At 64.1% G+C, this 24175-nt stretch carries 26 protein-coding genes; 9 read left to right on the top strand and 17 right to left on the bottom strand.

From position 1 onward, the window contains the following. Nucleotides 1-42 precede the first annotated feature (42 nt). Together BX604_RS13905 and BX604_RS13900 are read left to right on the top strand one after the other, a co-directional pair. On the top strand, nucleotides 43-426 hold the full coding sequence (locus tag BX604_RS13905) for an ATP-dependent protease (protein WP_098551297.1): 384 nt from the start codon (nucleotides 43-45) through the stop codon (nucleotides 424-426). A 222-nt stretch (nucleotides 427-648) separates the two neighbouring features. Beyond that, nucleotides 649-1170, top strand: a complete 522-nt coding sequence (locus tag BX604_RS13900; RefSeq protein ID WP_098551296.1) for a chloramphenicol phosphotransferase CPT family protein — start codon at nucleotides 649-651, stop codon at nucleotides 1168-1170. 93 nt (nucleotides 1171-1263) lie between these two features. Here the strand turns inward: BX604_RS13900 and BX604_RS13895 are convergent, their stop codons facing one another. Further along, nucleotides 1264-2163: a DapH/DapD/GlmU-related protein gene (locus BX604_RS13895; protein ID WP_098552869.1), complete on the bottom strand. Its 900-nt coding sequence runs from the start codon at nucleotides 2161-2163 to the stop codon at nucleotides 1264-1266. Nucleotides 2164-2413: 250 nt separating this feature from the next. Between BX604_RS13895 and BX604_RS13890 the strand changes: the two genes are divergently transcribed. Then, nucleotides 2414-3145: a transporter substrate-binding domain-containing protein gene (locus tag BX604_RS13890; RefSeq protein ID WP_098551295.1), complete on the top strand. Its 732-nt coding sequence runs from the start codon at nucleotides 2414-2416 to the stop codon at nucleotides 3143-3145. Between the two features lie 164 nt (nucleotides 3146-3309). Then, complete coding sequence (locus BX604_RS38350; RefSeq protein ID WP_143748023.1) at nucleotides 3310-3717, top strand: hypothetical protein; 408 nt, start codon at nucleotides 3310-3312, stop codon at nucleotides 3715-3717. 34 nt (nucleotides 3718-3751) lie between these two features. Here the strand turns inward: BX604_RS38350 and BX604_RS13880 are convergent, their stop codons facing one another. Further along, a complete protein-coding gene (locus BX604_RS13880; RefSeq protein WP_257146307.1) occupies nucleotides 3752-4723 on the bottom strand; it encodes a LysR family transcriptional regulator in 972 nt (323 codons plus the stop codon). Nucleotides 4724-4770: 47 nt separating this feature from the next. Between BX604_RS13880 and BX604_RS13875 the strand changes: the two genes are divergently transcribed. Beyond that, on the top strand, nucleotides 4771-5214 hold the full coding sequence (locus BX604_RS13875; RefSeq protein ID WP_098551292.1) for a DMT family transporter: 444 nt from the start codon (nucleotides 4771-4773) through the stop codon (nucleotides 5212-5214). 42 nt (nucleotides 5215-5256) lie between these two features. Here BX604_RS13875 and BX604_RS13870 read toward each other — a convergent pair whose 3' ends face one another. Genes BX604_RS13870 through BX604_RS13845 form a run of 6 tightly spaced genes read right to left on the bottom strand, consistent with a single transcriptional unit; the run spans nucleotide 5257 to nucleotide 9169 of the window. Further along, nucleotides 5257-5724 carry a c-type cytochrome gene (locus tag BX604_RS13870; protein ID WP_098551291.1) on the bottom strand — a complete coding sequence of 156 codons (468 nt, stop codon included), beginning with the start codon at nucleotides 5722-5724 and terminating at the stop codon, nucleotides 5257-5259. 11 nt (nucleotides 5725-5735) lie between these two features. Continuing rightward, nucleotides 5736-6236 carry a c-type cytochrome gene (locus tag BX604_RS13865; protein ID WP_098551290.1) on the bottom strand — a complete coding sequence of 167 codons (501 nt, stop codon included), beginning with the start codon at nucleotides 6234-6236 and terminating at the stop codon, nucleotides 5736-5738. Continuing rightward, on the bottom strand, nucleotides 6233-6778 hold the full coding sequence (locus BX604_RS13860) for a methylamine dehydrogenase light chain (RefSeq protein ID WP_098551289.1): 546 nt from the start codon (nucleotides 6776-6778) through the stop codon (nucleotides 6233-6235). The genes BX604_RS13865 and BX604_RS13860 overlap by 4 nt, the downstream gene beginning before the upstream one ends. A gap of 39 nt (nucleotides 6779-6817) precedes the next feature. Continuing rightward, nucleotides 6818-7453, bottom strand: coding sequence for a methylamine dehydrogenase accessory protein MauD (gene mauD, locus BX604_RS13855; protein ID WP_098551288.1), 636 nt, complete (start codon nucleotides 7451-7453; stop codon nucleotides 6818-6820). Further along, on the bottom strand, nucleotides 7450-8004 hold the full coding sequence (locus tag BX604_RS13850; protein ID WP_098551287.1) for a MauE/DoxX family redox-associated membrane protein: 555 nt from the start codon (nucleotides 8002-8004) through the stop codon (nucleotides 7450-7452). Before BX604_RS13850 ends, mauD begins: the two co-directional genes overlap by 4 nt. Before the next feature lie 7 nt (nucleotides 8005-8011). Next, a complete protein-coding gene (locus tag BX604_RS13845) occupies nucleotides 8012-9169 on the bottom strand; it encodes an amine dehydrogenase large subunit (RefSeq protein WP_098551286.1) in 1158 nt (385 codons plus the stop codon). 241 nt (nucleotides 9170-9410) lie between these two features. Here BX604_RS13845 and BX604_RS13840 point away from each other — a divergent pair, with 241 nt between their 5' ends. Beyond that, nucleotides 9411-10373 (top strand): helix-turn-helix domain-containing protein, encoded by a 963-nt coding sequence (locus BX604_RS13840; protein WP_098551285.1) that lies wholly within the window; start codon nucleotides 9411-9413, stop codon nucleotides 10371-10373. A 121-nt stretch (nucleotides 10374-10494) separates the two neighbouring features. Continuing rightward, a complete protein-coding gene (locus BX604_RS13835; RefSeq protein WP_098551284.1) occupies nucleotides 10495-11439 on the top strand; it encodes a GlxA family transcriptional regulator in 945 nt (314 codons plus the stop codon). Nucleotides 11440-11521: 82 nt separating this feature from the next. Here the strand turns inward: BX604_RS13835 and BX604_RS13830 are convergent, their stop codons facing one another. The 6 genes from BX604_RS13830 to BX604_RS13805 all read right to left on the bottom strand — a co-directional run bounded on the left by BX604_RS13830 (nucleotide 11522) and on the right by BX604_RS13805 (nucleotide 18570). Further along, a complete protein-coding gene (locus tag BX604_RS13830) occupies nucleotides 11522-12295 on the bottom strand; it encodes an ABC transporter substrate-binding protein (RefSeq protein ID WP_098551283.1) in 774 nt (257 codons plus the stop codon). Nucleotides 12296-12517: 222 nt separating this feature from the next. Next, the gene (locus BX604_RS13825) at nucleotides 12518-12862 is read right to left on the bottom strand and encodes a RidA family protein (RefSeq protein WP_098551282.1); all 345 of its coding nucleotides are present in this window, start codon (nucleotides 12860-12862) and stop codon (nucleotides 12518-12520) included. A gap of 93 nt (nucleotides 12863-12955) precedes the next feature. Next, on the bottom strand, nucleotides 12956-14209 hold the full coding sequence (locus BX604_RS13820) for an NAD(P)/FAD-dependent oxidoreductase (RefSeq protein WP_179894800.1): 1254 nt from the start codon (nucleotides 14207-14209) through the stop codon (nucleotides 12956-12958). Nucleotides 14210-14472: 263 nt separating this feature from the next. After that, nucleotides 14473-16287, bottom strand: a complete 1815-nt coding sequence (locus BX604_RS13815; RefSeq protein WP_098551280.1) for an ABC transporter permease subunit — start codon at nucleotides 16285-16287, stop codon at nucleotides 14473-14475. Continuing rightward, nucleotides 16284-17384: an ABC transporter ATP-binding protein gene (locus BX604_RS13810; protein ID WP_244108970.1), complete on the bottom strand. Its 1101-nt coding sequence runs from the start codon at nucleotides 17382-17384 to the stop codon at nucleotides 16284-16286. Before BX604_RS13810 ends, BX604_RS13815 begins: the two co-directional genes overlap by 4 nt. Nucleotides 17385-17463: 79 nt before the next feature. Then, entirely contained in the window at nucleotides 17464-18570 is a 1107-nt protein-coding gene (locus BX604_RS13805; protein WP_244108971.1) for an ABC transporter substrate-binding protein, read from the bottom strand. Nucleotides 18571-18835: 265 nt separating this feature from the next. On the opposite strand from BX604_RS13805, the gene BX604_RS13800 reads away from it, so the two are divergent. Then, nucleotides 18836-19723, top strand: coding sequence for a LysR family transcriptional regulator (locus tag BX604_RS13800; RefSeq protein ID WP_098551279.1), 888 nt, complete (start codon nucleotides 18836-18838; stop codon nucleotides 19721-19723). A 201-nt stretch (nucleotides 19724-19924) separates the two neighbouring features. Next, nucleotides 19925-20287: a YbjQ family protein gene (locus BX604_RS13795; RefSeq protein WP_098551278.1), complete on the top strand. Its 363-nt coding sequence runs from the start codon at nucleotides 19925-19927 to the stop codon at nucleotides 20285-20287. 13 nt (nucleotides 20288-20300) lie between these two features. On the opposite strand, the gene BX604_RS13790 is transcribed toward BX604_RS13795, so the two are convergent. From BX604_RS13790 to choX, 3 genes are all read right to left on the bottom strand, one after another. After that, nucleotides 20301-21551 carry an MFS transporter gene (locus BX604_RS13790; RefSeq protein ID WP_098551277.1) on the bottom strand — a complete coding sequence of 417 codons (1251 nt, stop codon included), beginning with the start codon at nucleotides 21549-21551 and terminating at the stop codon, nucleotides 20301-20303. Nucleotides 21552-21784: 233 nt separating this feature from the next. Then, entirely contained in the window at nucleotides 21785-22924 is a 1140-nt protein-coding gene (locus tag BX604_RS13785; RefSeq protein WP_098551276.1) for a porin, read from the bottom strand. Nucleotides 22925-23181: 257 nt separating this feature from the next. Further along, nucleotides 23182-24150: a choline ABC transporter substrate-binding protein gene (gene choX / locus BX604_RS13780; RefSeq protein ID WP_098551275.1), complete on the bottom strand. Its 969-nt coding sequence runs from the start codon at nucleotides 24148-24150 to the stop codon at nucleotides 23182-23184. Nucleotides 24151-24175 lie beyond the last annotated feature (25 nt).

Below are 24175 nucleotides of genomic sequence, written 5' to 3'. Positions count from 1 at the left end.
CGGCCCGTGCGATGATGCGCCATGATCAACATGAGAAATGGCATGACGACTCCCTTCGACGAGGCAACAACGGCGGCGATCGCCGCGTTTGCCGAACTGGATTTCTACACGGCCGTGCAAGCGATGCGCGCCGAGGCCGATTACGACCACGAACGAGACCAGTGGATCACGCGCTACATCGACGAGCATGGCGGTGGTGCGGACGATGCAGCCTACGACGCGTTGCACGCGCAGGCCCAGGCAACCCCGGAATACGCGCAGTTCGTCGATGCGATTCGCCAGGAAATCCTGGAATACTTCGGCGTGACCGACGATCAACTGGACGGAATGGTCCTGCTGCGCAATGACGACAGCGATGAGCTTTGGGCAGAAGTCAACCGGCAGCGGAACGCGCTGGGCACTGGTGAGGTGCGCGGCGATCTGTGACCCTGGCTAGCCATCGGGCGCGCAAGTCGTGCCGGTGCGGCGCTGGAGTCGGGTCAGTCACGTGGTGCGCGCGGCTTGATTCCAGAGTCGCGGATTCTCGCCGCGCACCGCGACACGTGCGATTCGTCAGTCGCTGCCGCGTCACATTGACCATGAGCGAACGATCGACTGCACCAGGAATCTCGCCGGCGATTGCCGCGAACGCCCCGTCTGGAGTTGCCAATGGCAGATTTGACCGAGATCGCGATCGTATTGCACGGCCCTACCAGCGCGGGCAAGAGTAGCCTGGCCAACGCGCTTCAGGACGGCTCCGACGTGCCGATGTTCCACATATCGCTCGATGCCTTCGTGGAAATGTCGCGCAGGCGTGACATGCGATCGGGTGAGGAGCTGAATCAGGCACTTGCGCTGCATCACCTCAATCTGCAGTCCACCCTGAAGCGTGTAGCCGCGAGTCATTTCGGGATCGTTCTCGACCTTGTGCTGCGAGATACGTCTGCGCTCGAAGCATGTATTTCCGCGCTCGCGCCTCGTCGTACGTACGTGATCGGTGTCGGGTGCCCATTGGACGTTCTGGAAGAACGCGAACGGAGCAGGCCCGACCGCGGGGAAGGAATGGCGAGATCCCAATTCGGGCATCCAGCGTACTCGCGGCCCTACTCGATGCGACTGGATACCTCGACGTGCAGCCCCGAAGAAGGCGCGCAAAGAATCCGCTCGTTCATCAACGCGCAGACAGAATGACGGCTTTCGCAATCCGCGACCGGCTCAAACGAGCCGGATAGCGCCCGCGCAAAGCGGTGCACCGCCAATCTCCCTTCGCTTGACCGGCGCGACCTAGTCATTGCTGTGCAAGCTGGTATTCAGGCCGCCCCACCGGGAAGAATCGGTGGATAGCACTTCGACAGCACCGGTCTGGCTATTTCGGCGAAACAGCAGGCCAGACCGACCCGACAACTGGCGTGCCGACACGACGCTCCCGTCCGGCATCTTCACCTTCGTCCCGGCCGTCACGTAAAGACCTGCTTCGACAATGCACTCGTCCCCGAGTGAAATGCCGATGCCGGCGTTCGCGCCGAGCAAGCTACGCTCCCCGATCGAATTCCGGGTTTTACCGCCGCCGGACAGCGTTCCCATGATGGATGACCCTGCGCCAACATCCGAATTCTTGCCGACCGTCACGCCGGGCGTCACCCGGCCTTCGACCATCGACGGGCCGAGCGTGCCCGCGTTGAAGTTGACGAAACCTTCATGCATCACGGTCGTGCCGCTTGCCAGGTGAGCGCCCAGCCTCACGCGATCGGCATCGGCGATGCGCACGCCTTCGGGCACCACGTAATCCGACATCCGGGGAAATTTGTCGACCGACGAGACGGTCAGGTGATGGTATTCGGAGGCGACCCGGTCCCGCAGATCATCGACGCTGCCCGGAAACACCGGGCCCGCCGACGTCCACGCGACATTGGGCAACCACCCAAAAATGCCATCGAGATTGATTTCATTCGGCTTGACCGACCTTTCAGAGAGCAGGTGTAGCCGCAGGTATGCGTCTTCCGTCGAAACGGGTGGGCTATCGAGCGCGTCAATCGTCACCTCGACGAACTCGCCGGAAATAAGCCCGACCTTTTCAGCGAGGCAGCTACGCTTCTTTCCGCTTCCGTCTGCCGGAAACCAGACGTCGATCGTTTTGCCGGAATCAGTATCACGGTACCGGTGGCCGGTTCGCACGATAGCCATCGAAATTTCCTCTTGTCGAAACACGAAGATTGAACTGGAAACACCCGCTGCGCGCTCATGCCCGGCGCCCATGGCTCGACCATCATAGTCGAACATTTGCCCGACACCGACTGTCAACGAAGATCCGCAACGGGCAAGCGGTCGCGGCTCGCGGCAGCCCGCGCAAAGACGGCGACCCGCGCCCAAGTAGAATCGTCGGCAATCGGCTATCGAAACATCATGGCCGTTCCCCCTTTCGCGAGACACGGCAATGAAGGTGACGATTGCGTATATCGAAGAGCCGCCGTTCGGTTGGACGGAAGCGCATCACACCGTGACCGGTGCCGACATCGAGCTGGCCGACGTGGTTCTGCGGGCAATCGGCGTCACTCGGATCGAGCATTGCCTGACGACATTCAGTGAACTGATTCCCGGCGTCGAAGCCGGCCGCTGGGATATGAACGTGCCGCTGTTCGTTACGCCGGAACGCACCAATCTGGTGGCGTTCAGCGTTCCCGTTTGGGCGATAGGGGACGGGTTTCTGGTTCGGGCCGGAAATCCGAAAGCGCTCGACAGCTATGCGTCACTGGCCGGGCGCGACGATGCGCGCCTTGGCATCATTGCCGGCCAAGTGCAACACGATTCGGCGAAAGCGTCGGGGGTAAGCGAGCGCCAGATCACCCTCTTCGAGCACCAGGCCGATGCTGTCGAAGCAGTTCGCTCGGGGGCAATCGACGCGTATGCGAGCACCGCCGTGGGAAATCGCATCCTGGCGGACCGAGTCGGCCGTTCGATGCTCGAGGCCGTGGCACACAAACCGGAGCCGGACGGCAAGCCGCAAACGCTTCCGTTCGGCGCATTCTCGTTCAGCAAAAGCAACGGCAGCCTCCTCCGTGCAGTGAACGCGCAACTTCGCTCATATCTGGGCTCACCGGATCACCGCGCCCGCATCGCAAAATTCGGCCTGACGCATCACGAGATCGATCCCGCCCTTGGTCGTTGAGGCGTATGAGACGGGCTTCGGCCGGTTTCGGACGTTCCGTTCATTGCCTCGACGGATTGACCCGGGACCGCTACGTGAGTCACTCGATCCGCCAGATCGTTTTCGGCTTTGTCGCGATTGCTTGCGGCATACTTCCGTCCTCAATTACATGATACGGGGTAGATATGTTCCGCACCCTCGCGGCGCTGTCATTGATTTCACTGGCTGGCTGCGCGACGCATCTCGTTCCGATGTCCGAGACCCGGGCTGTTCCGAAAGACCGAATTTACGCCGTCGACGCAACACAGCCCTCACCGGGCGCCCAGAAGATCACAGTGATCCGCAATGCAGGCGCGGTGTTCGCTGCGGGCGTGAAGGTCGAACTGTCTGTCGACGGCCGTCCCGTCGCGGCAATCGCCACGAGCGAGTCGCTCGACCTGTATATCGATCCGGGCGAGCATCTGCTGCGCGCCAAGGTTGGCGGCCTCGGTCAGGTATTCGCGGCAACGACCGTCAATGTACCGAGCCGGTTTCCGATTTATCGGATCGACATGACGGATAGCGACATCAAGCTACAACCCTCGATCGAATGACGCGAACCGTCAGGATTGGCGGCGCGCCGGAGCGCTACCCGCCGCCCGCTCCCACAATCCGCACAAACGCGTCCGCCAGCACCGTCGGCTCCACCGGCAGCACCAGCGCGCAAACCGACTTCGCATCGTCATCGGCAAGCGGGACGAAAACGACCCCGTCGATCCCGATAGACGCCATCCGCTCCGGCACGATCGCCACTCCTCGCCCGGCAGCCACGAGATTCAGCATCGACGTCTTGGGCGAAACGATGCGCGCGGTCGCCGGCACGAACCCGCGCTTCAGGCACAGATCGGTCACCACCCGCGCCAACCCGCCGCGCTCGCGATACACCGCCGACACGAACGGCTCGCGCCGCAATCGCGCGACCGTCGTCCGTTTCTGCTGCGCCAGCGGATGACCGGCCGGCGCCGCCACGCACAAACGCTCCGCCGCCATCTCGACGAACCGGACCCGCGCATCGCGCCGCAACACCGGCAGCCTGACGATCCCGACATCGGCATTCCCGTTCGCGACGTCGAGCACCTGATCCTCGGACGACGCGCGATCGACGTCGATGCGCGCCCCCGGGCACTCGCTCATGAACCGGTCGAGATCCGGCATCAGACTGCTGACGGGAATGGTGCTCGAATGCAGCAGCCGCAACACGCCCGCTTCGCCGCGTGCCAGTTGCGCGCCCTCTTCCGCCGCGGCTGTCAGCGTCGCCGGGATCGACTCGACCCGATCGCGATAAATCGCCCCGGCCGGTGTCAGCCGGACACCTCGCGGCTCGCGCTCGAACAGCAGGAAACCCAGTTCGTCTTCGAGTTGACCGATCTGCCGGCTGAGCGCCGACTGCGCGACATGGAGCGCGCCCGCCGCCGGCGTGAATCCGCCGAGATCGGCCACGGTCAGGAAATACTGGATCTGTCTCAGGGATGGCATGCCGAAACGAGATGGATAAGCGCCGGATTTGATATTTGCGTTATACCGGAGCGCTGCGCAGAATGAAAGCTGCCGGGTCGCCACCACCGTGGCGGCCGGACTTTCAGGAGCGTTCGATCTTCATGACTTCGATGACCACTCTTCTGTCCTGGCTGCTCGTCGTCGCCGCCGGCATGAGCGTCGCGCTGCAGCAGGTGCTCAACGCGAACCTGCGCGCGCAACTCGCGTCCCCGTGGTGGGCCGGCTCGGTCAGCTACTTCGTCGGGCTGGTCGCGATGCTGGCGGTCGCGCTCCTGTCGCCGCAGCCGCGCGTAACGGGTGCATTCGCCGAAGCCGGATCGTGGTTCAGCTGGACGGGCGGATTCTTCGGCGCGCTGTTCATCGGCGTCGCGATCCTGATGGTGCCGCGGCTGGGCGCGGCGACGACGCTCGCGCTGGTCGTCGTCGGGCAGATGGTCGGCGCATTGATCCTCGACCAGTTCGGGTTGTTCGGCACGCCGCAGCATCCGGTCAGCGTGATCCGCATTGCCGGTGCGGCGTGCCTGATCCTCGGTGTCGTGCTCATTCGCGCGTGACGGCGCGGGGAGACCGCGCCGCCGCGTCGTTGAAGGCCCGGCTCAGTACCGGTCGGATACCCCTTCTATCCCGCGCTCGTGCAGCGCCCGGACCAGCCCGGCACGCACGGTCGCGACATCCGAAAACGCCGGCCGTCGATGCGCGGCAACTTCGGCCGCCGTATAAGGCTTGAAATCGCGCGGCAGCGCATCGCGGTTCATCGTCGTGAGCACCCAGTTGAGCACGTCGGCGAGATCCTGGTCGGACAGCGCCGAGTTCGACGCGCCGGGCACGCGCATCACGTACTCGCGCCCCGCTGGCAAATGCGTGAAATAGCCGAGCGAATTCGCGAGCGGGGGCACCTTGCCCGGGATGCCGCCGCCCGTCGCCGTGTGGCACCCCATGCAGTTGAGCACCCAGTGCTGTCGCGCGAGCGTGGCATCGGTCACGCCGTCGGCATGCGCGGGTACCGCCATCGCACCTGCGACACCCGCGACCGCCACCAGCCACGACGACAGAAGGCGCCGCATGCGCGACGCAGTCACAGCCCCAGCCCCTTCGTCACGATCGCACGTTGCGCATGCACGGCCGTTCCGTCCATCTCCTTCGCCCGCGCCGCGCGAATGTCTGCGGCGGTGAACGGCTTCGCGCCGCCGTGCTGTTCGTTGAGATCGAACACGACGTAGTTGAGCACGTTCGCGATATCGTCGTCGCTCGCGCTCGCAAACGACGGCATCTTGAAGTTGTAGCTCTTGTCGTGCACCTTGATCTCGCCGAACATCCCGTGCAACAGCGTCGCCGTCAGTTGCGCACGCCCTGCGTCGGCCGCCGCGTACTTGCCCGGATACTCGGTCAGCGGCGGCGCCAGGCCGTCCTGCCCCTTGCCGCCCGCCTGGTGACACACCGCGCACTGCGCGTCGAACATGCTCTTGCCTGCCGGGTAATGGACAGCCTGCTGCGCGCCAGCGAAACCCGGCAACGCAAAACCGGCCGCGGCCGCCACGCATGCAACAACGATCTTTCCAGCTTGCTTCACTTTCATTGTTTTGCTGCTCCAAGCAGGACCGAAACCGAACAGTGGTAATTCGAATTGCCGTTCGCCATGCACCAGTTGATGTCGTTGTTCAGCGACAGCTTGTACAGCGGCTTCTCGCGCTCGTTGCGATTGCAGAAGCACTTGCCGCACGACGTCTTGCCGCAGCAGTCGTTGTACGACACGATGTAGTCCGAACCGTCATGCGGATTGCGGCAGGTGCCGATCCACGTAATCGGCGACGGTGTGGTGCCCGGCGGGCAACTGCTCGACGTGCCGCCGCAGCAACTGCACAGCCAGCCGTCGATCGCGCAGTATTTCCAGTAATCGCAGCTCGTCGGATCGTCGCTCGCGCCCGATGCGGCGGCGCCGGAAGCCCCCGATGCGGCAGACGCCGCATCAGCCGCATACGCGGTGCGATCGACCGGCAGGAGCGGCAGCATCGCCGACCCCACCAGCACCTTGCCGAGCTTCGCCATCGCGCTGCGCCGCGAACTGTGCTGCGCGACGCCGCGCGCCGACCGTTCGAACCATGAATCAAACAGGCCCATGTCGTTGTTCTCCGTTGACGTTGAAAGAGAGTCGGCCGATCACGCGTGCTGCGCGTGCTTTTCGTGACCGCCGTGGTCGTGATCGCCGTGCACGAACTGCTGCAGCGACGCGACGCCACGCTCCTTCGCTTCGAACAGGCTCTCGAGATGCTCGCGGGTGTTGACGAGGCCCTTCGCACGCACGGTGCCGGCATCGTCGAGCAGCACCGCGTACGGCAGCTTGCCGATCTGGTACGCCAGGCCGAGCTCCTGCGACAGCACGTACGGGAAGCGCGCGAGGTTGTGTTTCTGCGCGAAGCGCGTGTGTTCGTCGAGATCGCCATCGCTCGCGAGCACGATGTTCACCGGCGTCGATTCGCTCGCCTGCAGCGACGGCAACAGCGGCAGCAGCTTCTTGCAGACCGGACACGTCGGCGACAGGAAGAACAGCAGCGTGGCCTTGCCCGACGCATCGATGCCGCCGACCTTCACCTGCGAACCGCGAATGTCGGTCAGCTCGAACATCGGCGCGATCGCGCCGACTGCCGGCCCCTTGTCGATCATCAGCGCGCCGGCGGGCATGATGCGTTCGTACAGGATGCCGATCTGCCGGACGAGCGCGAGACAGATCGCGCCGAGCGCGAGGACGGCAACCCACAGCAAGGCGGTGGAAACGGTGAGAGCGGTTTGCATCATGAATTCCTCAGGTGGGAAAGGCGCGGTACGTTGGCGAGCAGCACGTCGACGGTGAGCAGCGCGCAGACGATCAGCAATACGGAAGAAAACAACGTCAGGTAGTCGAACCACACGACCGCGCGGCCGCCCGGTTCGACGAGCGCGGTCGCGGCCAGCGCGACGAGCAGCAGCACGCGTGCGACATGCAGCCAGCCGATGCCGCGCGGCGCATCCGCGCGCGTCGCGGCGAAGCCGGAACAGCCGCAGTCGATGTCGGTATGGCCGCGCAGGATGTTGATCGCCATGCCGGCCGCGAACACGAGCAGCAGCGCGATCAGGCCGAGCGCACCGGCCATGCGCGTATCGGGAAACAGCAGCGCTGCCGCGCAGAGAGCTTCCGCGAGCGGAATCGAGAACGCAGCCGGCGCGGTGAGCGCATCGGGCAGCAGGCGATAGCCGGCGAGCGCCTGCCGGAACGCGGCAGGCCGGCGCATCTTCGCGAAGGCGCCGAGCAGCACGACGACGGCCGCGCCGGCCTGCGCGCTGGTGGCGAGTACGGGATCGAGCGTCATCGCGGCCTCACGGGTTCACGAGCAGCGTCGGCGTGCTGCCGATCTGCTTCTCGACGTGCTGCAGCTTGCCGGTGCGCGCGTCCATCACGACGAGATCGGACGTGCCGGTCAGGCCGTAGAACAGCGGCTTGTCGTCGTCGCTGACCTGGATCGACACCAATGGATCGACCTTCTGCTGCGCGAGATCCCAGCGCGCGACGCGCTGTTTCGTCTTCAGGTCGTACACCCACACCTGCGTGCCGGGATCCTTGTGCGAGCCGTCGCCGCCCTTGTGCATCAGCACGTAGTAGCGGTGCTGCCTCGCCTGCACGGCGGTCTGCTGCATGCCGCCCGGCCGCCAGCCTTCCGCGCGCTCGGCCTCGGTCACGAGCGACCACGACTTGCCGAATACCGGCTTGTCGCCGCTGAAATCGGCACGGCGCACGTTGCCGTGGTACGTCGTGAACAGATAGCCGCCGTCGTAGCGCGACGCGTTCACGAAGGCCGGATCCTGGTCGACGTCGATGAACGCATCCGACATCGTGCGCTTCGCTTCCTTGCCGTTCGCGTCGAGCGTGATGGTCAGCGCCTTGCCGCTTTCGCACAGCGCGGTGAAGCGGTCGTTGCCCGACGGATACGCGAGCACGCACGCCGCGGTGTCGATTTCCGACAGCACTTTCTTCGACACCGCATCGATCACCGTCACCGACGCAGCGGGCGTGATGTTCGCGACGTACAGCCGCTTGCCGTCGGCGCCGAACGCGGTGTTGTACGGCGACGGCACGTGCTGCCCGTGCTTTGCCGGAATCACGATCTCGCCCGTGTGATCGAGCGTCGCGTTGTCCGTCATCTCGACGACGTCGGTACGCGTGCCGTGCGAGCCTCGCGAGAAATAGGTCGTCGCGATGAAACTCGTCTTGTGGTCCGGCGAGATCGCGAGGCCGGGCGCGAAGCCGCCGTCGATCTGGCCGAGCAGCTTCTTCGCGTCGGCGTCGTACACGTAGATGCGCCCGTCGGTCATGTTCGGCATCGAGATATCGACGACGTAGACCTCGTGCGGATGCCACGGCGGCATCTTCTGTACGACCAGTTCCTCGGGCTTTTCCGTCGCGTACGCGCTGCCGGCCCACGCCGCCGCGAACGCCAGCGTCGCCGCGCATGCCGCGGTTCGTCGCCTTGCTCTCATGTCGCCTCCAGTTGGGAATCACGTTATGTGGGGCGACTGTAGTTCGACAATAAATCCGCTCGACACCAGGACCGGCAACGCGTGCGTGCCGATTCGGGATATTGGAAAACCACCTGAAAGCCACGCAGGACGCCTCTCTTCCGACCCCTGAAAAACCCCATGCCGAATAGCGCTCATCCGTATTGCGCCGACCGCGTGGTCGGTTTATTCTTGCGCCGTCCGAACGACCGCCGGAGGCGCCGTGCTCGTGTTTCACCAGATGTTCGACGACGCAGACCGGCATGCCGAGGCGTTGCGCGGCTGGGATCAGCGTTACGACCAGATCGGCTCGGGCTCGTATCGCAGCGCGGTCAAGCACGTGGAACTCGACGGCGTCCAGCTGTTCCAGGAAGCGGCGAACGTGCGCATCATCCAGCGCGGGCAATTGCCGCCCGGTCATACGGTGTTCGGGATGCCGCTCACCGGCTCGGGCACCTTCGCGTTCGGCGATGCGCGCATCGAGCGCGGCACGCTCGTGATGGCACGCGGCGGCTCGCCGTTCGAACTCCATTCTCCCGACGACATGTCGCTGATCGGCGTGGTCGTCGATCCCGAGCTGATGCAACAGATCGAGGATGCGGCCGACGTCCGGGTGGACGAACGCACGCTGCGGCGCGGCGTCGTCGACGTGCCGGTCACCGCGCGCGAACGCGCGAGCGTGCAGCTCGCGACGCTGCTCGAACGCGTGCTGACGGGGCCCGATACGTTCGATGCGGCGCGTGCGCAGTGCGAGCTGCGTGGCGAAGTCGCCAACGTGCTCGTCGATCTCCTCACGTACCGGATGCCGGAGCCGTCGAACCGCCTCACGCATGCATGCCACGCCGACATCGTGCGCCGCGTGCACGACTACGTGATCGAGCACCCGGAAGCGCCCGTCGACATCCTCAGCCTGTGCACGCAACTGCGCGTGAGCCGGCGCACGATGCAGAACAGCTTTCAGTCGGTCGCGCAAACGAGCCCGCTGAACTACACGCGCTCGCTGCGCCTCTCGCAGGTGCGCCGCCTGCTGCTCGACACGCGACAAGCCGATCTGCCGATCAGCGAAGCCGCCGCGCGCTGGGGCTTCATCCACCTCGGGCATTTCGCGAACGCGTACAAGGCGCAGTTCGGCGAACTGCCTTCGACGACCGCCCGCCGGTCGGTGCGCGGCTCGAAAACGCGCTGAGCGTCGGCAAAACCCGCGATAATCCCGTGTTGAACGTTCGGCTCGTGCGAGCCGGGCGCGGTGTGCGCGTGCCGCTCCGGCCGCCGCACGCGACGACCACCCGATTTCACTCCACGCTCCGATGCCAGAGGATTTCCACTTCCTGTTGCTGCCCGGCTTCTCCGCGCTCGGCTTCATGTCCGCGGTCGAGCCGTTGCGCGTCGCGAACCGCTTTCGCACCGAGCTGTACCGCTGGCACGTGATCAGCGCGGATGGCGCACCCGTGGCCGCGAGCAACGGGATCCCGGTCGCGGCCGAAGCCGCGTGCGCGGACGTCGCGCAGGTCGAGACGGTGTTCGTCGTCGCCGGCTTCGATCCGCTGGTGTGCTACGACCGCGCGCTCGCCGACTGGCTGCGCCGGCAAAACCGGCACGGCGCGACGCTCGGCGGGATCGACACCGGCAGCTTCGTGCTCGCGGAAGCCGGGCTGTTCGACGCATCGCAAACGCTCACGCTGCACTGGGAAGCGCTCGCCGCGTTCCGCGAACGCTACCCGGCGCTCAACGCGACGCAGGAACTGTTCGAGATCGACGACCGGCGCATCACGTGCGCGGGCGGCACCGCGTCGATCGACATGATGCTCGACCTGATCGGCCGGCGGCATGGTGCCGATCTCGCAGCGGCGATCTCCGAGCAGTTCGTCGTGAGCCGGATCCGGCAGCGTTCGGACAGCCAGCGGCTCGAGATCGCCGCGCGCTACGGCGTGCACAACCGCAAGCTGATCCAGGTGATCGACACGATGCAGCGGCATATGGAGACCCCGCTCGGCTCCGATACGCTCGCGCAGGAGGTGTCGATCACGCGGCGCCAGCTCGAACGGCTGTTCAGCGCGACGCTGAACGACACGCCGACGCGTTTCTACCTGAACCTGCGTCTGGACCGCGCGCGCGAGTTGCTGCAGCAAACCGACATGAGCATCACGTCGGTGTGCGTCGCGTGCGGCTTCGAATCGCCGTCGCATTTCTCGCGCACGTACCGTTCGCGTTTTGGTGTGAGCCCGCGCAGCGACCGGCGCGCGACGCATTGAGCGTTGCAGACGAATCCGCCGGCGTCGCGCGTTTCGCGGCAATGCGGCGCGCACGACATGCGTCGCGTGCGCCGCGCCTGCGTCAACCGCCGTACACGTCGAACCCAAAATACTTCTTCTCGAGCGTCTTGTACGTGCCGTCCTTCAGCATGTCCGCAATCGCCTGGTCGATCTTCGCCTTCAAGTCCGCATCTTCCTTGCGCATCCCGATGCCCGTGCCCCGGCCGAAGATCTTCGGATCGTCGATCTCGCCGCCGACGAACTGGAAGTTCGCGCCACGCGGCAACTTCAGAAAACCCAGATCGGCGTGTACCGCGTCCTGCAGCGCGGCGTCGAGCCGGCCGGAGATCAGGTCCTGGTACACGGCATCCTGGTTCTGGTACGACACGATCCGCACGCCCTTCGACGCCCAGTGGATCTTCGCATAGGCTTCCTGGATCGTGCCCTGCTCGACGCCAACCGACTTGCCTCGCAGCGATTCCGCCGCCGGCAACAGGCCGGAACCCTTCTTCGCGACCAGGCGCGTCGGCGTTCTGAACAGCTTCGCGGAGAACGCGATCTGTTCGGCGCGTTGCTGCGTCATCGACATCGACGACAGCACGCCGTCGAATTTGCGCGCCTTCAATGCCGGAATCATCGAGTCGAAATCGCTTTCGATCCACACGCACTTCGCGCTCAGGCGCCGGCAAATCTCGTTACCGAGATCGACGTCGAAACCGACGACCTTGCCGCTGACGTCCTTCGATTCGAACGGCGGGTAGCTCGCATCGACGCCAAACCGGATCGTCGACCAATCCCTGGCCTGGGCCCCCAACGCGACGCCCGCCAGCACGGCGCCGAGCACGAGATTCTTCATGACCCGGCCGCCAAGGGCAAACCGGCCGACTGCCGCGCCACGCCGCCCGGCGCTGCACGTCCGCGTCCCGGCGACGTTCGATGTCGTCTTCGATACACTGCGTTCCCCAAACATCATCAGTACCCCGCATTTATTTATCGTTTCCGGAAAACTGCTTCCGCACGCCGACCCGCTCTCACCGCCATGTCGAACCGGTGAATCGATCGGCTCGGATCGACTCGCTCAGACGACTGCCTGAACCTGAATCTCGACGAGAATGTCGTCGGCGGCCAATCGGGATTCGACCGTCGCACGCGCCGGCGGATTTTCCCTGTCGACCCATGCCTCCCACGCATCGTTCATGGCCGCAAAGCCGCCGATTTCCTTCAGCCAGATGTTGGCGACCACGATGCTCGCCTTGTCGGTGCCGGCCCGTTCCAGATAGCCGTCGATCTGCTCGAGAATGTCCCGGGTCTGTGCGCCGACCCCGCCGCTCCGGTCTCTTGCCGTGACGCCGGAGAGAAAGGCGAAGCCATTGGCCACGACAACCTTGCTGAGACGCTGGGTGACTTCGTGACGAACGATCATGAGTGTCCTCCTGTATGGATCGTGTCGAGGTGGTTCGATCCCGACCGGCCGCCTGCGAACAGGCGTCGTCCGGAAAGGAGCGATGAAGCTGAATCAGATCCGCCGGTCGGCCGAAAACGGAGCGAGCCGCGGATCGACCTGTCCGGATAGCAGCGATCCGGCGATCAACGCGCCGGTGTTGGCGGATCCCGTCAGCCCGAGATGACCATGCCCGGCCGCATACCAAAGCCCGGGATGGCGATCGGACGTGCCGATGAAGGGCATCGAATCGGGGCTGCAAGGCCGATTCCCCATCCACCTCGTTGCATGGCGGACATTCACGCCCGTCACGGCCGACGCCACATCGTCGGCCAGGAACGTCGCGCGCCGCTCGGTCGGCGACGCGTCGGGATCGTCGATTTCCACGGTTCCGCCGATGCGAAGCCCGTCTCCCATCGGCGTCACGAACGCCTTCCGGTCGGCCAGCGCAATAATCCGGTTGACCTTGACATTCGGACTGAGCAGATGCACGTGGTAACCGCGCTGGCTGATCAACGGCAAACGGGTTCCCCATGGCTCGAGCAGGCCCGGCGCGTTCACGCCGGTCGCCACGATCACGTTCGCGCAACCGACATCGGTGTGGCCGTCGACGCGCACCGTCCATCCCTCTCCGCTTCGGTCGAGGCCCGTGACGGTGCCATGAACGAACTGGCCGCCTCGTTCGCTCAGCGTGGCGAACAGGCGCCGGCAGTACTGGTACGGATCCTTCACCCATTTCTGGGTCGGCAGGAACATCCCCGCCCGGTATCTATCGCTCAGGGCCGGTTCGAGTTCCCGCATTTCCTGGCGGTCGACCCGCTTGCCGATCAATCCGCGCGCCTCGCGCAGCCGCCACGACAATGCATCCTTGGCCAGGCTCGCTTCGTCCGGATACGCGTGCAGTTGCCCGCCGTCGCTGAGCAGCTCGATCGCACCGATATCCTCCAGTATCGCGTGGTGCGCATGCGACGATCCATGCAGCAGGCCCGCAAGCGAATCCGCGATCTCGATCACGCGCCGCTCGTTTGCGGATCGCACGAAAGACCGCAGCCACGGCGCGGCCTGCGGTACATAGCCGGGCCGGATCTTCAGCGGACTGCGCGGATCCATGAGCATTCTCGGCGCCTTCCACGCAATGCCCGGCATGCCGATCGGCGTGACCGAATTCTCGGACAACGCACCCGAGTTTCCGAAGGAACATCCGGTGCCGGGGAGCGAGCGATCGATCAAAACCGCCCTCAAGCCGGCCTTTTGAAGGTAATAGGCAATACAAAGCCCGACGATTCCGGCGCCGACGACGGCGACCGAATTTGAACTGGAGTTCTTCATTGATCCTTTAATCTTCCACAAGCACGATTCGCGGGGCCCGCATCCGCGCGCGACCTGTCCGCATCGCCTGAACTCCCGGTCGGTTCGAGAACGAACGCCACCGGCCTTCGTACCACCCGTCAGTCTCGTTTCTCGACGCCTGCATGCGAAAAGCCTGGTTTGATTCGAGGCCGATGGATTACGCATACCATATAGGAATCCTGCATTATTTAATGCCCCGCCTTAACTGCATTCGAAGGCGGCCATCCGGCGATGCCGTTCAGTCAGCGCCGCCCTCGCCGCTCCAATTGATTGGACACCAGGATGACGATCGTCATGAACCCCAGCAGTAGCGAAGCCGCCGCCGTCAGCGATGGATTCACGTTCAGCAACGCGTCATCCCACATCAGCTTCGGCAATGTCTCGAATTGCCCGCCGGTGACGAAGAGTGCAACTGTCAGTTCGTCGAACGACATCACGAAAGCGAACATCGCCGCGGCAATCAGGCCGGACCGCAGGATCGGCAACGTCACATGTCGAAACGTCCTGAGCTTTGTCGCGCCCAACAACGAAGCCGCCTGGTCCAGCCGGACGTCGTAGTATTTCAGCAGCGACATCACGGTGATCACGACATAGGGAATATTGATGATCGAATGCCCGATCACCATCCCCGTGATCGTTCCGACCAGGTTCATTCTCGAGAAAATATAAAACAACGCTATTGCGATAATGACGTGCGGCACGATCATCGGTGAGAGCACGAACGCCAGCGCGACGGCTTTCCCCTTGAAGCGCTGGCGCATGATGAAGAACGCGACGGGCACGCCCAGCGTCATGCTGCATCCGGCCGCCAGCAGTGCAATCAGACCCGATCGTCCCGCCGCCGCGAGCCATTGACGGGAACCCAGGACCGCCTCGTACCACTGCAGCGAAAATCCGGACGGAGGCCAGTTGATGAAGTTGTCGCTGGTAAAGGACACCGGAATCACGAACAACGCCGGCCCGCACAAAAAGACGATCATGATCAGCACGACGGCCCACAGAACACGGCGACTGCCATTCCGTATCGGCGCATCCGGCCTCGCCGGCTTTATCCTTTCACCGAGCAGATCGATCTTTTCGGCAAGAAACGCCATCCCCGCGACGAAGCAACCGCCGAGCCGGTTGCCCGCGCGCGCCAATACGCCGTCCGCATGCCGCGCCCCACCCGACAGCGTGGACAGCCCGAACATCTTTTCGTAGATGAAGAAAATGACCAGCGCGGACAGAATGAACAGCAGACTGATCGCGCCGGCAAATCCCCAGTTCAGCATCTGGTTGATCTGAAAGATGATCAGTTGCGCAATCATCGTGTCGTTGGGGCCACCCAGCAGCGCGGGCATGACAAAGAATCCGATCGCGGTGATGAACGTGATCAGCCCGCCGGACGCCACGCCCGGCATCGAGAGCGGGAAATAGATCCGCCAGAACGACTGGCCGGGTCTTGCACCCAACGTTCCGGCCGCTCTCGTCAGATTGGGGTCGATGCTCTCCATGGTCGGCAGCATCGTCATGATGCACAACGGCAGGACGGCATGCATCATGCCGATCAACACACCGGTGAAGTTGTAGATCATCTTGACCGGCATGTCGACGACACCGATCGCAAGGAGGAATTGATTGATGACGCCATGGCGCCCGAGCAATACCATCCAGGCAAAGGTACGAACCAGAAAGCTCGTCCACAACGGCATCAATATCCAGACGATCAGCGAGTTCCTCGTGGAATTCCTGACCGTTGCCAGCAGAAACGCGACCGGATAGGCAAACAGCACCGTGAACAGCGTGACCCAGCCGGCCGTTTTCAGCGTGATCCAGAGCACGCGGAAATAGACGTCCCCCTGCCAGAGCCGCGCATAATTTTCGAGAGACAGGCGCCCCTGCGCGTCCATGAAACTCACGCCCAGCAACGCGCCTATCGGCATCGCGAAAAAGACGCCCAGCAACACGAGCGCAGGAACGATCGGCCATGCGTTCAGGAATGGAAAGCGGATGCGAAGCGGCACCGAGACCCCGCCGTCCTTCTGCACCGACTTGCCCGAATCGAGCAACGAACTCATAAGCCCTCCGCGTCATCGGCCGGAATGGCAACCGTCTGATCGCGCCGCCAACCCACGCGCACCGGCTGCCCTCTATCGAATGCCTGCTTCCGTTCGGTCGTCAGTTGCGTCGCTTTCACCGCCGTGCCGTTATCCAGCTCGATATAAAGCTTCGTCACGCTGCCCGTAAATACGCTGTCGACCACGATGCCGCTCAGGACGTTGTCCTCGTGCTCGCCGTCGGCCATCACTCTCATGCATTCCGGCCGCACGATCGCCGTCATGCGCGTTCCCCGTCGTGCATCGATACGCGTCGCCACCCTGATTTCGTCTCCCCCGGCCAGGAACAGGCCCGAACCGTTCGCGCCGGATTCCGCGACGACCGCATCGAGCAGATTGGACTCGCCGAGAAAATTGGCCGCGAAAACGGTTCGCGGCCGGAAATAGATCTCGTCGGGCGTGCCGATCTGTTCGATCCGGGCGTTGTTCATCAGGCAGATTCGATCGGACATGACCATCGCTTCTTCCTGGTCATGCGTCACATAGAGCACGGTGGTTCCCATGTTCTCGTGCAGGTGCTTGATCTCCAGTTGCAGCGCATCCCGCATCTTCTTGTCCAGTGCACCCAACGGCTCGTCCATCAGGATGATCGACGGACCGTAGACGAAACATCGCGCCAATGCGATGCGCTGCTGCTGGCCGCCCGACAGCTCGCGCGGAAAACGTCGGGCCACGTGCGGCAACTGCACGGTTTGCAATACCTGTTCCACCCTCTGCCGAATCGCGTTTTCCGAAACCTTTCTCATCCGAAGCGGGAAGGCGACATTGTCGAAGATCGTCATGTGAGGAAACAGCGCATAGCTCTGAAACACCATGCCCAGATCCCGCTGAAAGGGCGGCAAGTACGTGGCCAGCTTGCCGTCGATCCAGATCTCTCCGCTATCGGGCGGGTTGAGGCCCGCGATGGCCATGAGCAGGGTCGTCTTCCCCGATCCCGACGGTCCGAGCAGCGTCAGGAACTCGCCCTCCTTCATTTCGAGGCTCGTTTCCTCGAGGGCCGTTACCTGGCCGTACGACTTCCGGACCTTGCTTGCCTTGAGCTTGTAAACCTGATTCACGTGTTTCCCCAATATGCGGCGTATTCCGATGCGCCCGCATCATTCATCGAAAGATCTTCCGACTCGCGTTCGACTGGCATCAGGCCAACAGCCACGCGTTGAAGCGGTCGGTCGCCGCATCCTTGTGTTTCCCCCAATACTCCGAATTGGCCTGCAACATATGCGCGAGCCTGCCGCCATGATTCGGCAGCATCGGTGCTCGATCCGGCTTCACGTACTGAAACGCGTCCGGCGAGGTCGGGCCATAGCAGACGTAATCGGTAAAGATCGCCTGTTGGCGAGGCTGCGCGCAAAACTCGATGAACTCCCGGCACATGTCCACGTTCGGCCCGCCCTTCAGGATCGAGAACCCTTCGTAGGTCCAGATTGCCTGGTTCCAGACCAGCTTGACCGGTGCGCCGCCGTCGATGACCACCTGCGCCCTGCCGTTCCAGATCGGCAGCATGTCGACCTCGCCGGTCTTCAGCATCTGTGCGGACTGGGCGCCGTTATCCCACCAGACACCGACATCGCGCTTGATCTGATTCAGCTTCCTGAACGCGCGGTCCACATCCAGCGGATACAACTGGCCCGGCGCCACACCGTCCGCCATCAATGCTTCCTCGAGCGTATCGAATGGATTCTTGCGCAGTCCTCTTAGTCCGGGATAGCCCTTGATATCGAAGAAATCCTTCCATCCGCTCGGCGGACGTTTGACGGTATCGGTGCGATAGGCAATCACCGTCGCGAAGATGTCGACGCCAAGAATGAAGTCGGTCCGCATCTCCTGCGGAATCTTCCTTGCATTCGCGCCCAGTCCGTTTTTTCCGGCGATCGGCGCCAGGTAGCCCTGCTCGGCAAGCGCGAGGTGAGTCGACTTGCTGATGTGCGCCATGTCCCACTGATAATTCTTCGCGTCTACCATCGCCTTGATCATGCCGCTCGGCTCGGCCTCGGCAGGCAGTCCGACGACGGTAATGCCGGTGGCCTGCTTGAACGGCTTGTAGAACGCCTCGTTGAATGCCTGCGTAAACGGTCCACCGGGGTCGCGCGTCACGATTTTCCGGTTCTGGCCCAGCACGATCGCCGGCGCCCCGAGTACCGCCGCGCCGGACAGCGCGAGCGCACCCTTCATGACATGACGGCGCTGCCTGTCGATCTTGTGTGACGCCTTTTGTTCGCACATCGAAATTTTCTCCGTTCCCATACCCCGCTCTCCCGAATGCCGGTAGCGTCAATGCCGAACCATCCTGGGTGGCTGGCCTGGCAAACGAAGTATTCGATGTCAAAACTAGAAGCACAAATCAATTATTTTTGTTAGCGTATAAGTCGACCTTATACGGTACGATCGCATCCGTATGGAGAACGCACCGGGCGCGTCCGGTATTTCCCCCGGTGTGCGGGTGTCGCGAGCCACCGCTCGGCAACACATGCGCATGTCGTAACCCACCAGGCTCGATGAAGGAAACAGCGTGCAGATACGCCAACTGAAAGTCCTGCGGACGGTCATCACGACGGGGACCACCACGCAGGCGGCCGAAATCCTGAATATCACGCAGCCCGCCGTCAGCAGCGTGATTTCCAATTTCGAACGTGAGCTCGGTTTCGCGCTTTTCGAGCGGACCAAGGGGCGCTTGACCCCCACCCCGGAAGCCCTTCGCCTTGCCGATGAAGCGGAAAAAACGATCTCCAGCTTCAATCGAATCTCGGAAATGGCTCGCGATCTTCGTGAAAACAAGGCGGGCAATCTGCGCGTCGCCTGCCTCCCGAGTCTCGCGCTCGATTTTCTGCCGCGCGTGCTTGCGTCGTTTCTTGCCGACCGGCCGAAGATATCGTCGTCGATGCAGATTCAGTCGTCGACGAAAGTCCGCGAGTGGGTGGCCTCGCAATACGTGGACGTCGGCATTGCCGAGTTGCCCGCCGACGATCCGATGATCGAATGCGAACCGCTGGAGATGCAGTGCGTGTGCGTGCTTCCTAAGGCACATCCGCTGGCGAAAAAGAAAGTCGTCACCCCTGTGGACCTGGACGGCGTTCCGTTCATCTCACTCAACCAGGACCACATGACGTTCGCCCGTATCAGCAACGCATTCGAGGCGGCCGGCGCGAAATTGACCATCCGCGTCGAAGCCGGCCTGTTTTCCCCGGCTTGCGTCTTGGTGGCCGAGGGCGTCGGCGTCTCGCTCGTCGACCCCGTCACCGCAAGAGCGCATGCCGGCCGCGGCATCGTTGCGCGCCCGTTCGAGCCACCGATTCCGTTCAACATTGCGCTCATGTACCCCGCGTATCGCCCGAGATCGCGCCTGGTCAATGAATTTGTCTCGCTGTTCAAGGAAAAACTGACCCATGACGCCTCATGAACGCGGCGCCATCGATCCGGCCGGTGCTGTCGACGTCATCATCGCCGCGCGTTCCGCAACCGGGAATTCGCGTCGCAAGGCCGGATCCGCGCAGCGGGCAACGGTACGCACCGCGCTCGCCGCGTATCGCCGCCCGGTGAGGTTCCCGCTCGCATGCCGCTAGAATCCCGGTTCGCCTCCCTGAAATTACCGGACTCCGCCATGACCGACTTCTCCCGCTCCGTCGACGACCTTTCGCCCGATCGCGTCACGACCGCGTTCGATCTTCCCGGCCACACGACCGTCCGCTCGCTCGGCGTCGCGCAGGGCATCATCGTGCGCTCGCGCTCGATCGTCGGCTCGTTCGGCGCGGCGCTGCAAACGCTGTTCGGCGGGAACATCACGCTGTATACGTCGCTGTGCGAGAAGGCACGCCAGCAGGCCTTCGACAAGATGCTCGCCGATGCGCGCAAGCTCGGCGCGAACGCGATCGTCGCGATGCGCTACGACTCGACCGAGATCGGGACGGGCGTGACCGAAGTCATCTGCTACGGCACGGCCGTGCGCGTGATGCCGGACGCGTAACGCGCGACATCCGTCACGCGTCGCGTTCGAGCGACTTCATGTCGGTCAACTGGGGAAACAGCCGCATCCACGTGAGCGCGACGGCGATCGTCGCCGCGCCGCCGACGACGATCGCGGCCGGCGCGCCCCACCATGCGGCGGTCACGCCCGATTCGAATTCGCCGAGCTGGTTCGACGTGCCGATGAACAGCGAGTTGACCGCGCTCACGCGCCCGAGCATGTCGTCCGGCGTTCTCAACTGCACGAGCGACAGGCGCACGACGACGCTGACCACGTCCGATGCGCCGAGCGCCGCCAGCGCGACGAGCGATAGCGCGAAATGTCGCGACAGCCCGAACACGATCGTCGCGATGCCGAAGGCAATCACGCCGCCGAACATCGCGCGGCCGGGCCGCCCCTTCAACGGAAAACGCGTGAGCCACAGCGTGCCCGCGAGCGCGCCGACCGCGGGCGCGGCGCGTAACGCGCCGAGCCCCCACGGCCCCACCTGCAGGATGTCGCGCGCGTAGATCGGCAGCAGCGCGGTCGCGCCGCCGAACAGCACCGCGAACAGGTCGAGCGACAGCGCGCCGAGGATCGCCGGCTCGCGCCGGATGAACGCGATGCCCGAGAACACCGAGCGCAGCGTAACAGGCTCGCGCGCGGGCGGTGCGCTACGCAGCGGAATCGTGCCGCTCAGCATCGCCGCGATCGCGAACGCGACGACGCTCGTGCCGAACGCAACCGGTGCGCCGAGGCCGTACAGCAGCCCGCCGAATGCCGGCCCGAGAATCTGCGCGGCCTGGTTCGCGGACGTCGACAGCGCGGTCGCGCGCGGCAGGTCGCTGCGCGGCACGACGGCCGGCAGCAGCGACGACACCGACGGCGATTCGAACGCACGCGCGGTGCCGACGACCGCCGCGAGCGCATAGACACCCGATGCCGCCAGCCACCCTTGCGCCGCGCCGAGCAGGAACACGCCGGCGGCCAGCGCCTCGATGCTCTGGCAGATCGTCGCGATGCGCCGCCGGTCGTAACGGTCGGCCACCTGCCCGACGACGAGCGTCAGCGCGAACATCGGCACGAACTGCGCGAGGCCGACGAGGCCGAGCGCGAACGCACTGTGCGTGAGGGCATACACGTACCAGCCGATCGCGACCGACAGGATCTGGAACGCCAGCGACGACATCACGCGCGTCCCCCAGAAACGCTGGAACGGCGCGTGGCGAAACAGATTGGCGGGTAACGGCGACGGCGAGCTGGAATCGGGTAACGGGGCGGTCATCGGGGAAGCGTCATCGAAGGGCGGCCGCCGATCGACGAGACGATACGCGGCCAAACCGCGATGATATCGCCAACCGCCTGAACCCCGCCGGGGCTTCCCCGACGCGGGCGACGCCGGTCCGCATCACACTGCGCGGCACGGCATCGCACCGCATTGCAAAAAAAAGGCGCGAACCGCAGTTCGCGCCAAAGAGAGACCTCGCTGAAGACGTCGAAAACGCTACTACACCCCGCTCAGAACGAATGCCGCATGCCGATCCGCACGTCGGCCTGCGTCTGCGTCGTCGACGGCGTGAAGCTGTAGCCGATGACCGCATCGACGCCCTGCGACGCGCGCAGGTAATCGCCGGAGATGTACACGTCGGTGCGCTTCGACAGCAGGTAGTGCAGGCCGGCCGTGCCCTGGTTCCAGTGGTGGCCTTCGAAGCGCGTGTGCTGGTAGCCCGCGATGAAGCTCAGCGCCGGCGTGAACTGGTACAGGCCGCCGCCTTCATACACCTGCATGTGCGACGACTGGCCGAAGCCCTTGATCGTCGTGTACGAGAAGTTCGCGTCGAGCGACAGCTTGCCGATCGTGTAGCTCGTGCCGATGCCGAAGGTGCCCTGGCTGTCGACGTTCATCGCCGTGTCCGCGTACAGGTCGGTGCGTGCGCCGGTCGTCGGATCGACGGTGACGGTCTGCTGGCCGAGGAACGTATGCGTGCCGATCATCGCGTACGGGTCGAACCCGTAGATGCCGTTCGGGTTGTTCAGGCGCGTGTACGCGGCGCCGACCGAGAAGTCGCCGTGCGTGAAGCTCGCGCCCGCGCTCCATGCGCTGTTGCGGTGGAAGTTGCCGGCGACGTTGCCGAACGAGTACATCGCGCCGAACTTGAAGCCGCTCAGGTCGTTCGACAGGAATTTCACCGAGTTCGGCAGGCGGTCGCCGTTGAAGCGGTCGAAGTCGCCCTGGTGGATCGCATAGCCGCTGCCCCATGCCGAGATGTTGTAGATCGACACGAGCTCATTGGTGATGTCGAGCTGGTTGCCGAACGACAGCGTGCCCCAGTCGTTCTGCAGGCCGACGTAAGCCTGACGCCCGAACTCCGAACCGCCGAAGCCGAGTTGCCCGTTGCCGAGGTGGAAACCGCTCTCGAGCGTGAAGACCGCCTTCAGTCCACCGCCGAGATCTTCCGTGCCCTTCAGGCCGAAGCGGTTCCCGTATGCGACGCCGTCGTCGAACTTGACCACGTGCGAACCGCCCGTGTTGTTCACGTACGTGATGCCCGCGTCGAGAATCCCGTACAGCGTCACGCTGCTCTGCGCGTGACCGATGGCGGGAATACAGGCCGCGCATACCAGCGCAGCGGCTACGGCAACTTTCTTTTGCTTCATTCTCGCCCACCCTCCCTGAACCGTTCAATGGAAAGAACCGTGGCCTGACGCGTGCTGCAATACGCCGGCTGATTCGAATTCAGTACGTCCGATGGCTTCGGCATTTCTGTTTTCGCAATAACGCAGCCATTGGCGAAAAATACAAACCCATATTTCGGGTCACCCGTCTGAAGGCGACACCAAATAGTCTCGATGCGACTGGTCGGGAAAACACGGAGACGGGCGACCGGGTAAAAAACCGGCCGCCCGGAGGCAGGTCAGTGGCTGTCAAGCGCCGCGCGCACGGCCGGCAGCGCAGGGGTGCCGGACGCGGTGGTCACACCGTTCAGCCAGCCCTCGACGAGTGCGGGGTCGGCCTTCAGCACATGCTGCGCCGCGACCGCGGGCGACGATTTGTTGTCGAGCATGTCGGCGATCATCTTGTTCTCGACGTCGACGGAGAACGTCATCTGCCGGAACAGCCGCGCGAGGTTCGTGCACTGGCCGGCAAAGCCGGAGCGGGTCACGGTGTTGACCGTCGCGCCGCCGTAGTTCGGCCCGAAGTACGCGTCGCCGCCCGACAGGTAGGTCAGGTGGAACTTGGTGTTCATCAGGTGCGGCTCCCACGCGAGAAACACGATCCAGCGCTTGTCGCGGACCGCGCGCTCGACCTGCGTGAGCATCCCCGTCTCGCTCGATTCGACCAGCGACCAGTTCGCGGACCCAAGCGCATGATCGGACAGCATCCGCTTGATGTTCTGGTTCGCGGGCGCGCCGGGCTCGATACCGTAGATCTTGTCGTCGAAGCGGTCCGCGTAGCGCGCGAGATCGGCGAACGTGTGCACGCCGGCGGCCGCGACGTAGTCGGGCACCGCCAGCGTGAACTTCGCGCCGCTCAGGTTCGCGTGCAGCACGTCGATCGACTTCTCGTCGACGAACGGCTTCACGAGCGGCGCCTGTGCGGGCATCCAGTTGCCGAGGAACACGTCGACCTGCCCTTTCTTGAGCCCCTGATACGTGATCGGCACCGACAGGTTCGCGACGTCCTGCCGATAGCCGAGCGCCTTCAGCACGACGCCGGCCATCGCGTTGGTCGCGTCGATGTCGGTCCAGCCGGGCGCGGCCATCTTCACGTCGCGACACGTCTGCGGGTCGGCGGCGTGCGCGGGCTGGGTCGCCATCACGCATGCCGCCGCGGCGAATACCGCGCCGATGCTCCGGATTGCTGCATTGCACTGTCGTTTCATGATGAGTCTCCTCCGTCGTTCGTCA

The sequence above is a fragment of the Burkholderia sp. JKS000303 genome, from assembly GCF_002563755.1.
Classification (GTDB): domain Bacteria; phylum Pseudomonadota; class Gammaproteobacteria; order Burkholderiales; family Burkholderiaceae; genus Burkholderia; species Burkholderia anthina_B.
This window is presented reverse-complemented; position numbering and strand designations above follow the sequence as displayed.

What these genes read in the sequence shown, in the direction of transcription:
- BX604_RS13820 (WP_179894800.1), bottom strand. Translation starts at nt 14,209, where the DNA reads ATGAAGAACTCCAGTTCAAATTCGGTCGCCGTCGTCGGCGCCGGAATC.
- choX (WP_098551275.1), bottom strand. Translation starts at nt 24,150, where the DNA reads ATGAAACGACAGTGCAATGCAGCAATCCGGAGCATCGGCGCGGTATTC.
- BX604_RS13870 (WP_098551291.1), bottom strand. Translation starts at nt 5,724, where the DNA reads ATGCGGCGCCTTCTGTCGTCGTGGCTGGTGGCGGTCGCGGGTGTCGCA.
- BX604_RS13815 (WP_098551280.1), bottom strand. Translation starts at nt 16,287, where the DNA reads ATGAGTTCGTTGCTCGATTCGGGCAAGTCGGTGCAGAAGGACGGCGGG.
- BX604_RS13805 (WP_244108971.1), bottom strand. Translation starts at nt 18,570, where the DNA reads ATGGGAACGGAGAAAATTTCGATGTGCGAACAAAAGGCGTCACACAAG.
- BX604_RS13900 (WP_098551296.1), top strand. Translation starts at nt 649, where the DNA reads ATGGCAGATTTGACCGAGATCGCGATCGTATTGCACGGCCCTACCAGC.
- BX604_RS13875 (WP_098551292.1), top strand. Translation starts at nt 4,771, where the DNA reads ATGACCACTCTTCTGTCCTGGCTGCTCGTCGTCGCCGCCGGCATGAGC.
- BX604_RS13865 (WP_098551290.1), bottom strand. Translation starts at nt 6,236, where the DNA reads ATGAAAGTGAAGCAAGCTGGAAAGATCGTTGTTGCATGCGTGGCGGCC.
- BX604_RS13835 (WP_098551284.1), top strand. Translation starts at nt 10,495, where the DNA reads ATGCCAGAGGATTTCCACTTCCTGTTGCTGCCCGGCTTCTCCGCGCTC.
- BX604_RS13905 (WP_098551297.1), top strand. Translation starts at nt 43, where the DNA reads ATGACGACTCCCTTCGACGAGGCAACAACGGCGGCGATCGCCGCGTTT.
- BX604_RS38350 (WP_143748023.1), top strand. Translation starts at nt 3,310, where the DNA reads ATGTTCCGCACCCTCGCGGCGCTGTCATTGATTTCACTGGCTGGCTGC.
- BX604_RS13785 (WP_098551276.1), bottom strand. Translation starts at nt 22,924, where the DNA reads ATGAAGCAAAAGAAAGTTGCCGTAGCCGCTGCGCTGGTATGCGCGGCC.
- BX604_RS13830 (WP_098551283.1), bottom strand. Translation starts at nt 12,295, where the DNA reads ATGAAGAATCTCGTGCTCGGCGCCGTGCTGGCGGGCGTCGCGTTGGGG.
- BX604_RS13795 (WP_098551278.1), top strand. Translation starts at nt 19,925, where the DNA reads ATGACCGACTTCTCCCGCTCCGTCGACGACCTTTCGCCCGATCGCGTC.
- BX604_RS13895 (WP_098552869.1), bottom strand. Translation starts at nt 2,163, where the DNA reads ATGGCTATCGTGCGAACCGGCCACCGGTACCGTGATACTGATTCCGGC.
- BX604_RS13890 (WP_098551295.1), top strand. Translation starts at nt 2,414, where the DNA reads ATGAAGGTGACGATTGCGTATATCGAAGAGCCGCCGTTCGGTTGGACG.
- BX604_RS13825 (WP_098551282.1), bottom strand. Translation starts at nt 12,862, where the DNA reads ATGATCGTTCGTCACGAAGTCACCCAGCGTCTCAGCAAGGTTGTCGTG.
- BX604_RS13845 (WP_098551286.1), bottom strand. Translation starts at nt 9,169, where the DNA reads ATGAGAGCAAGGCGACGAACCGCGGCATGCGCGGCGACGCTGGCGTTC.
- mauD (WP_098551288.1), bottom strand. Translation starts at nt 7,453, where the DNA reads ATGATGCAAACCGCTCTCACCGTTTCCACCGCCTTGCTGTGGGTTGCC.
- BX604_RS13860 (WP_098551289.1), bottom strand. Translation starts at nt 6,778, where the DNA reads ATGGGCCTGTTTGATTCATGGTTCGAACGGTCGGCGCGCGGCGTCGCG.
- BX604_RS13790 (WP_098551277.1), bottom strand. Translation starts at nt 21,551, where the DNA reads ATGACCGCCCCGTTACCCGATTCCAGCTCGCCGTCGCCGTTACCCGCC.
- BX604_RS13850 (WP_098551287.1), bottom strand. Translation starts at nt 8,004, where the DNA reads ATGACGCTCGATCCCGTACTCGCCACCAGCGCGCAGGCCGGCGCGGCC.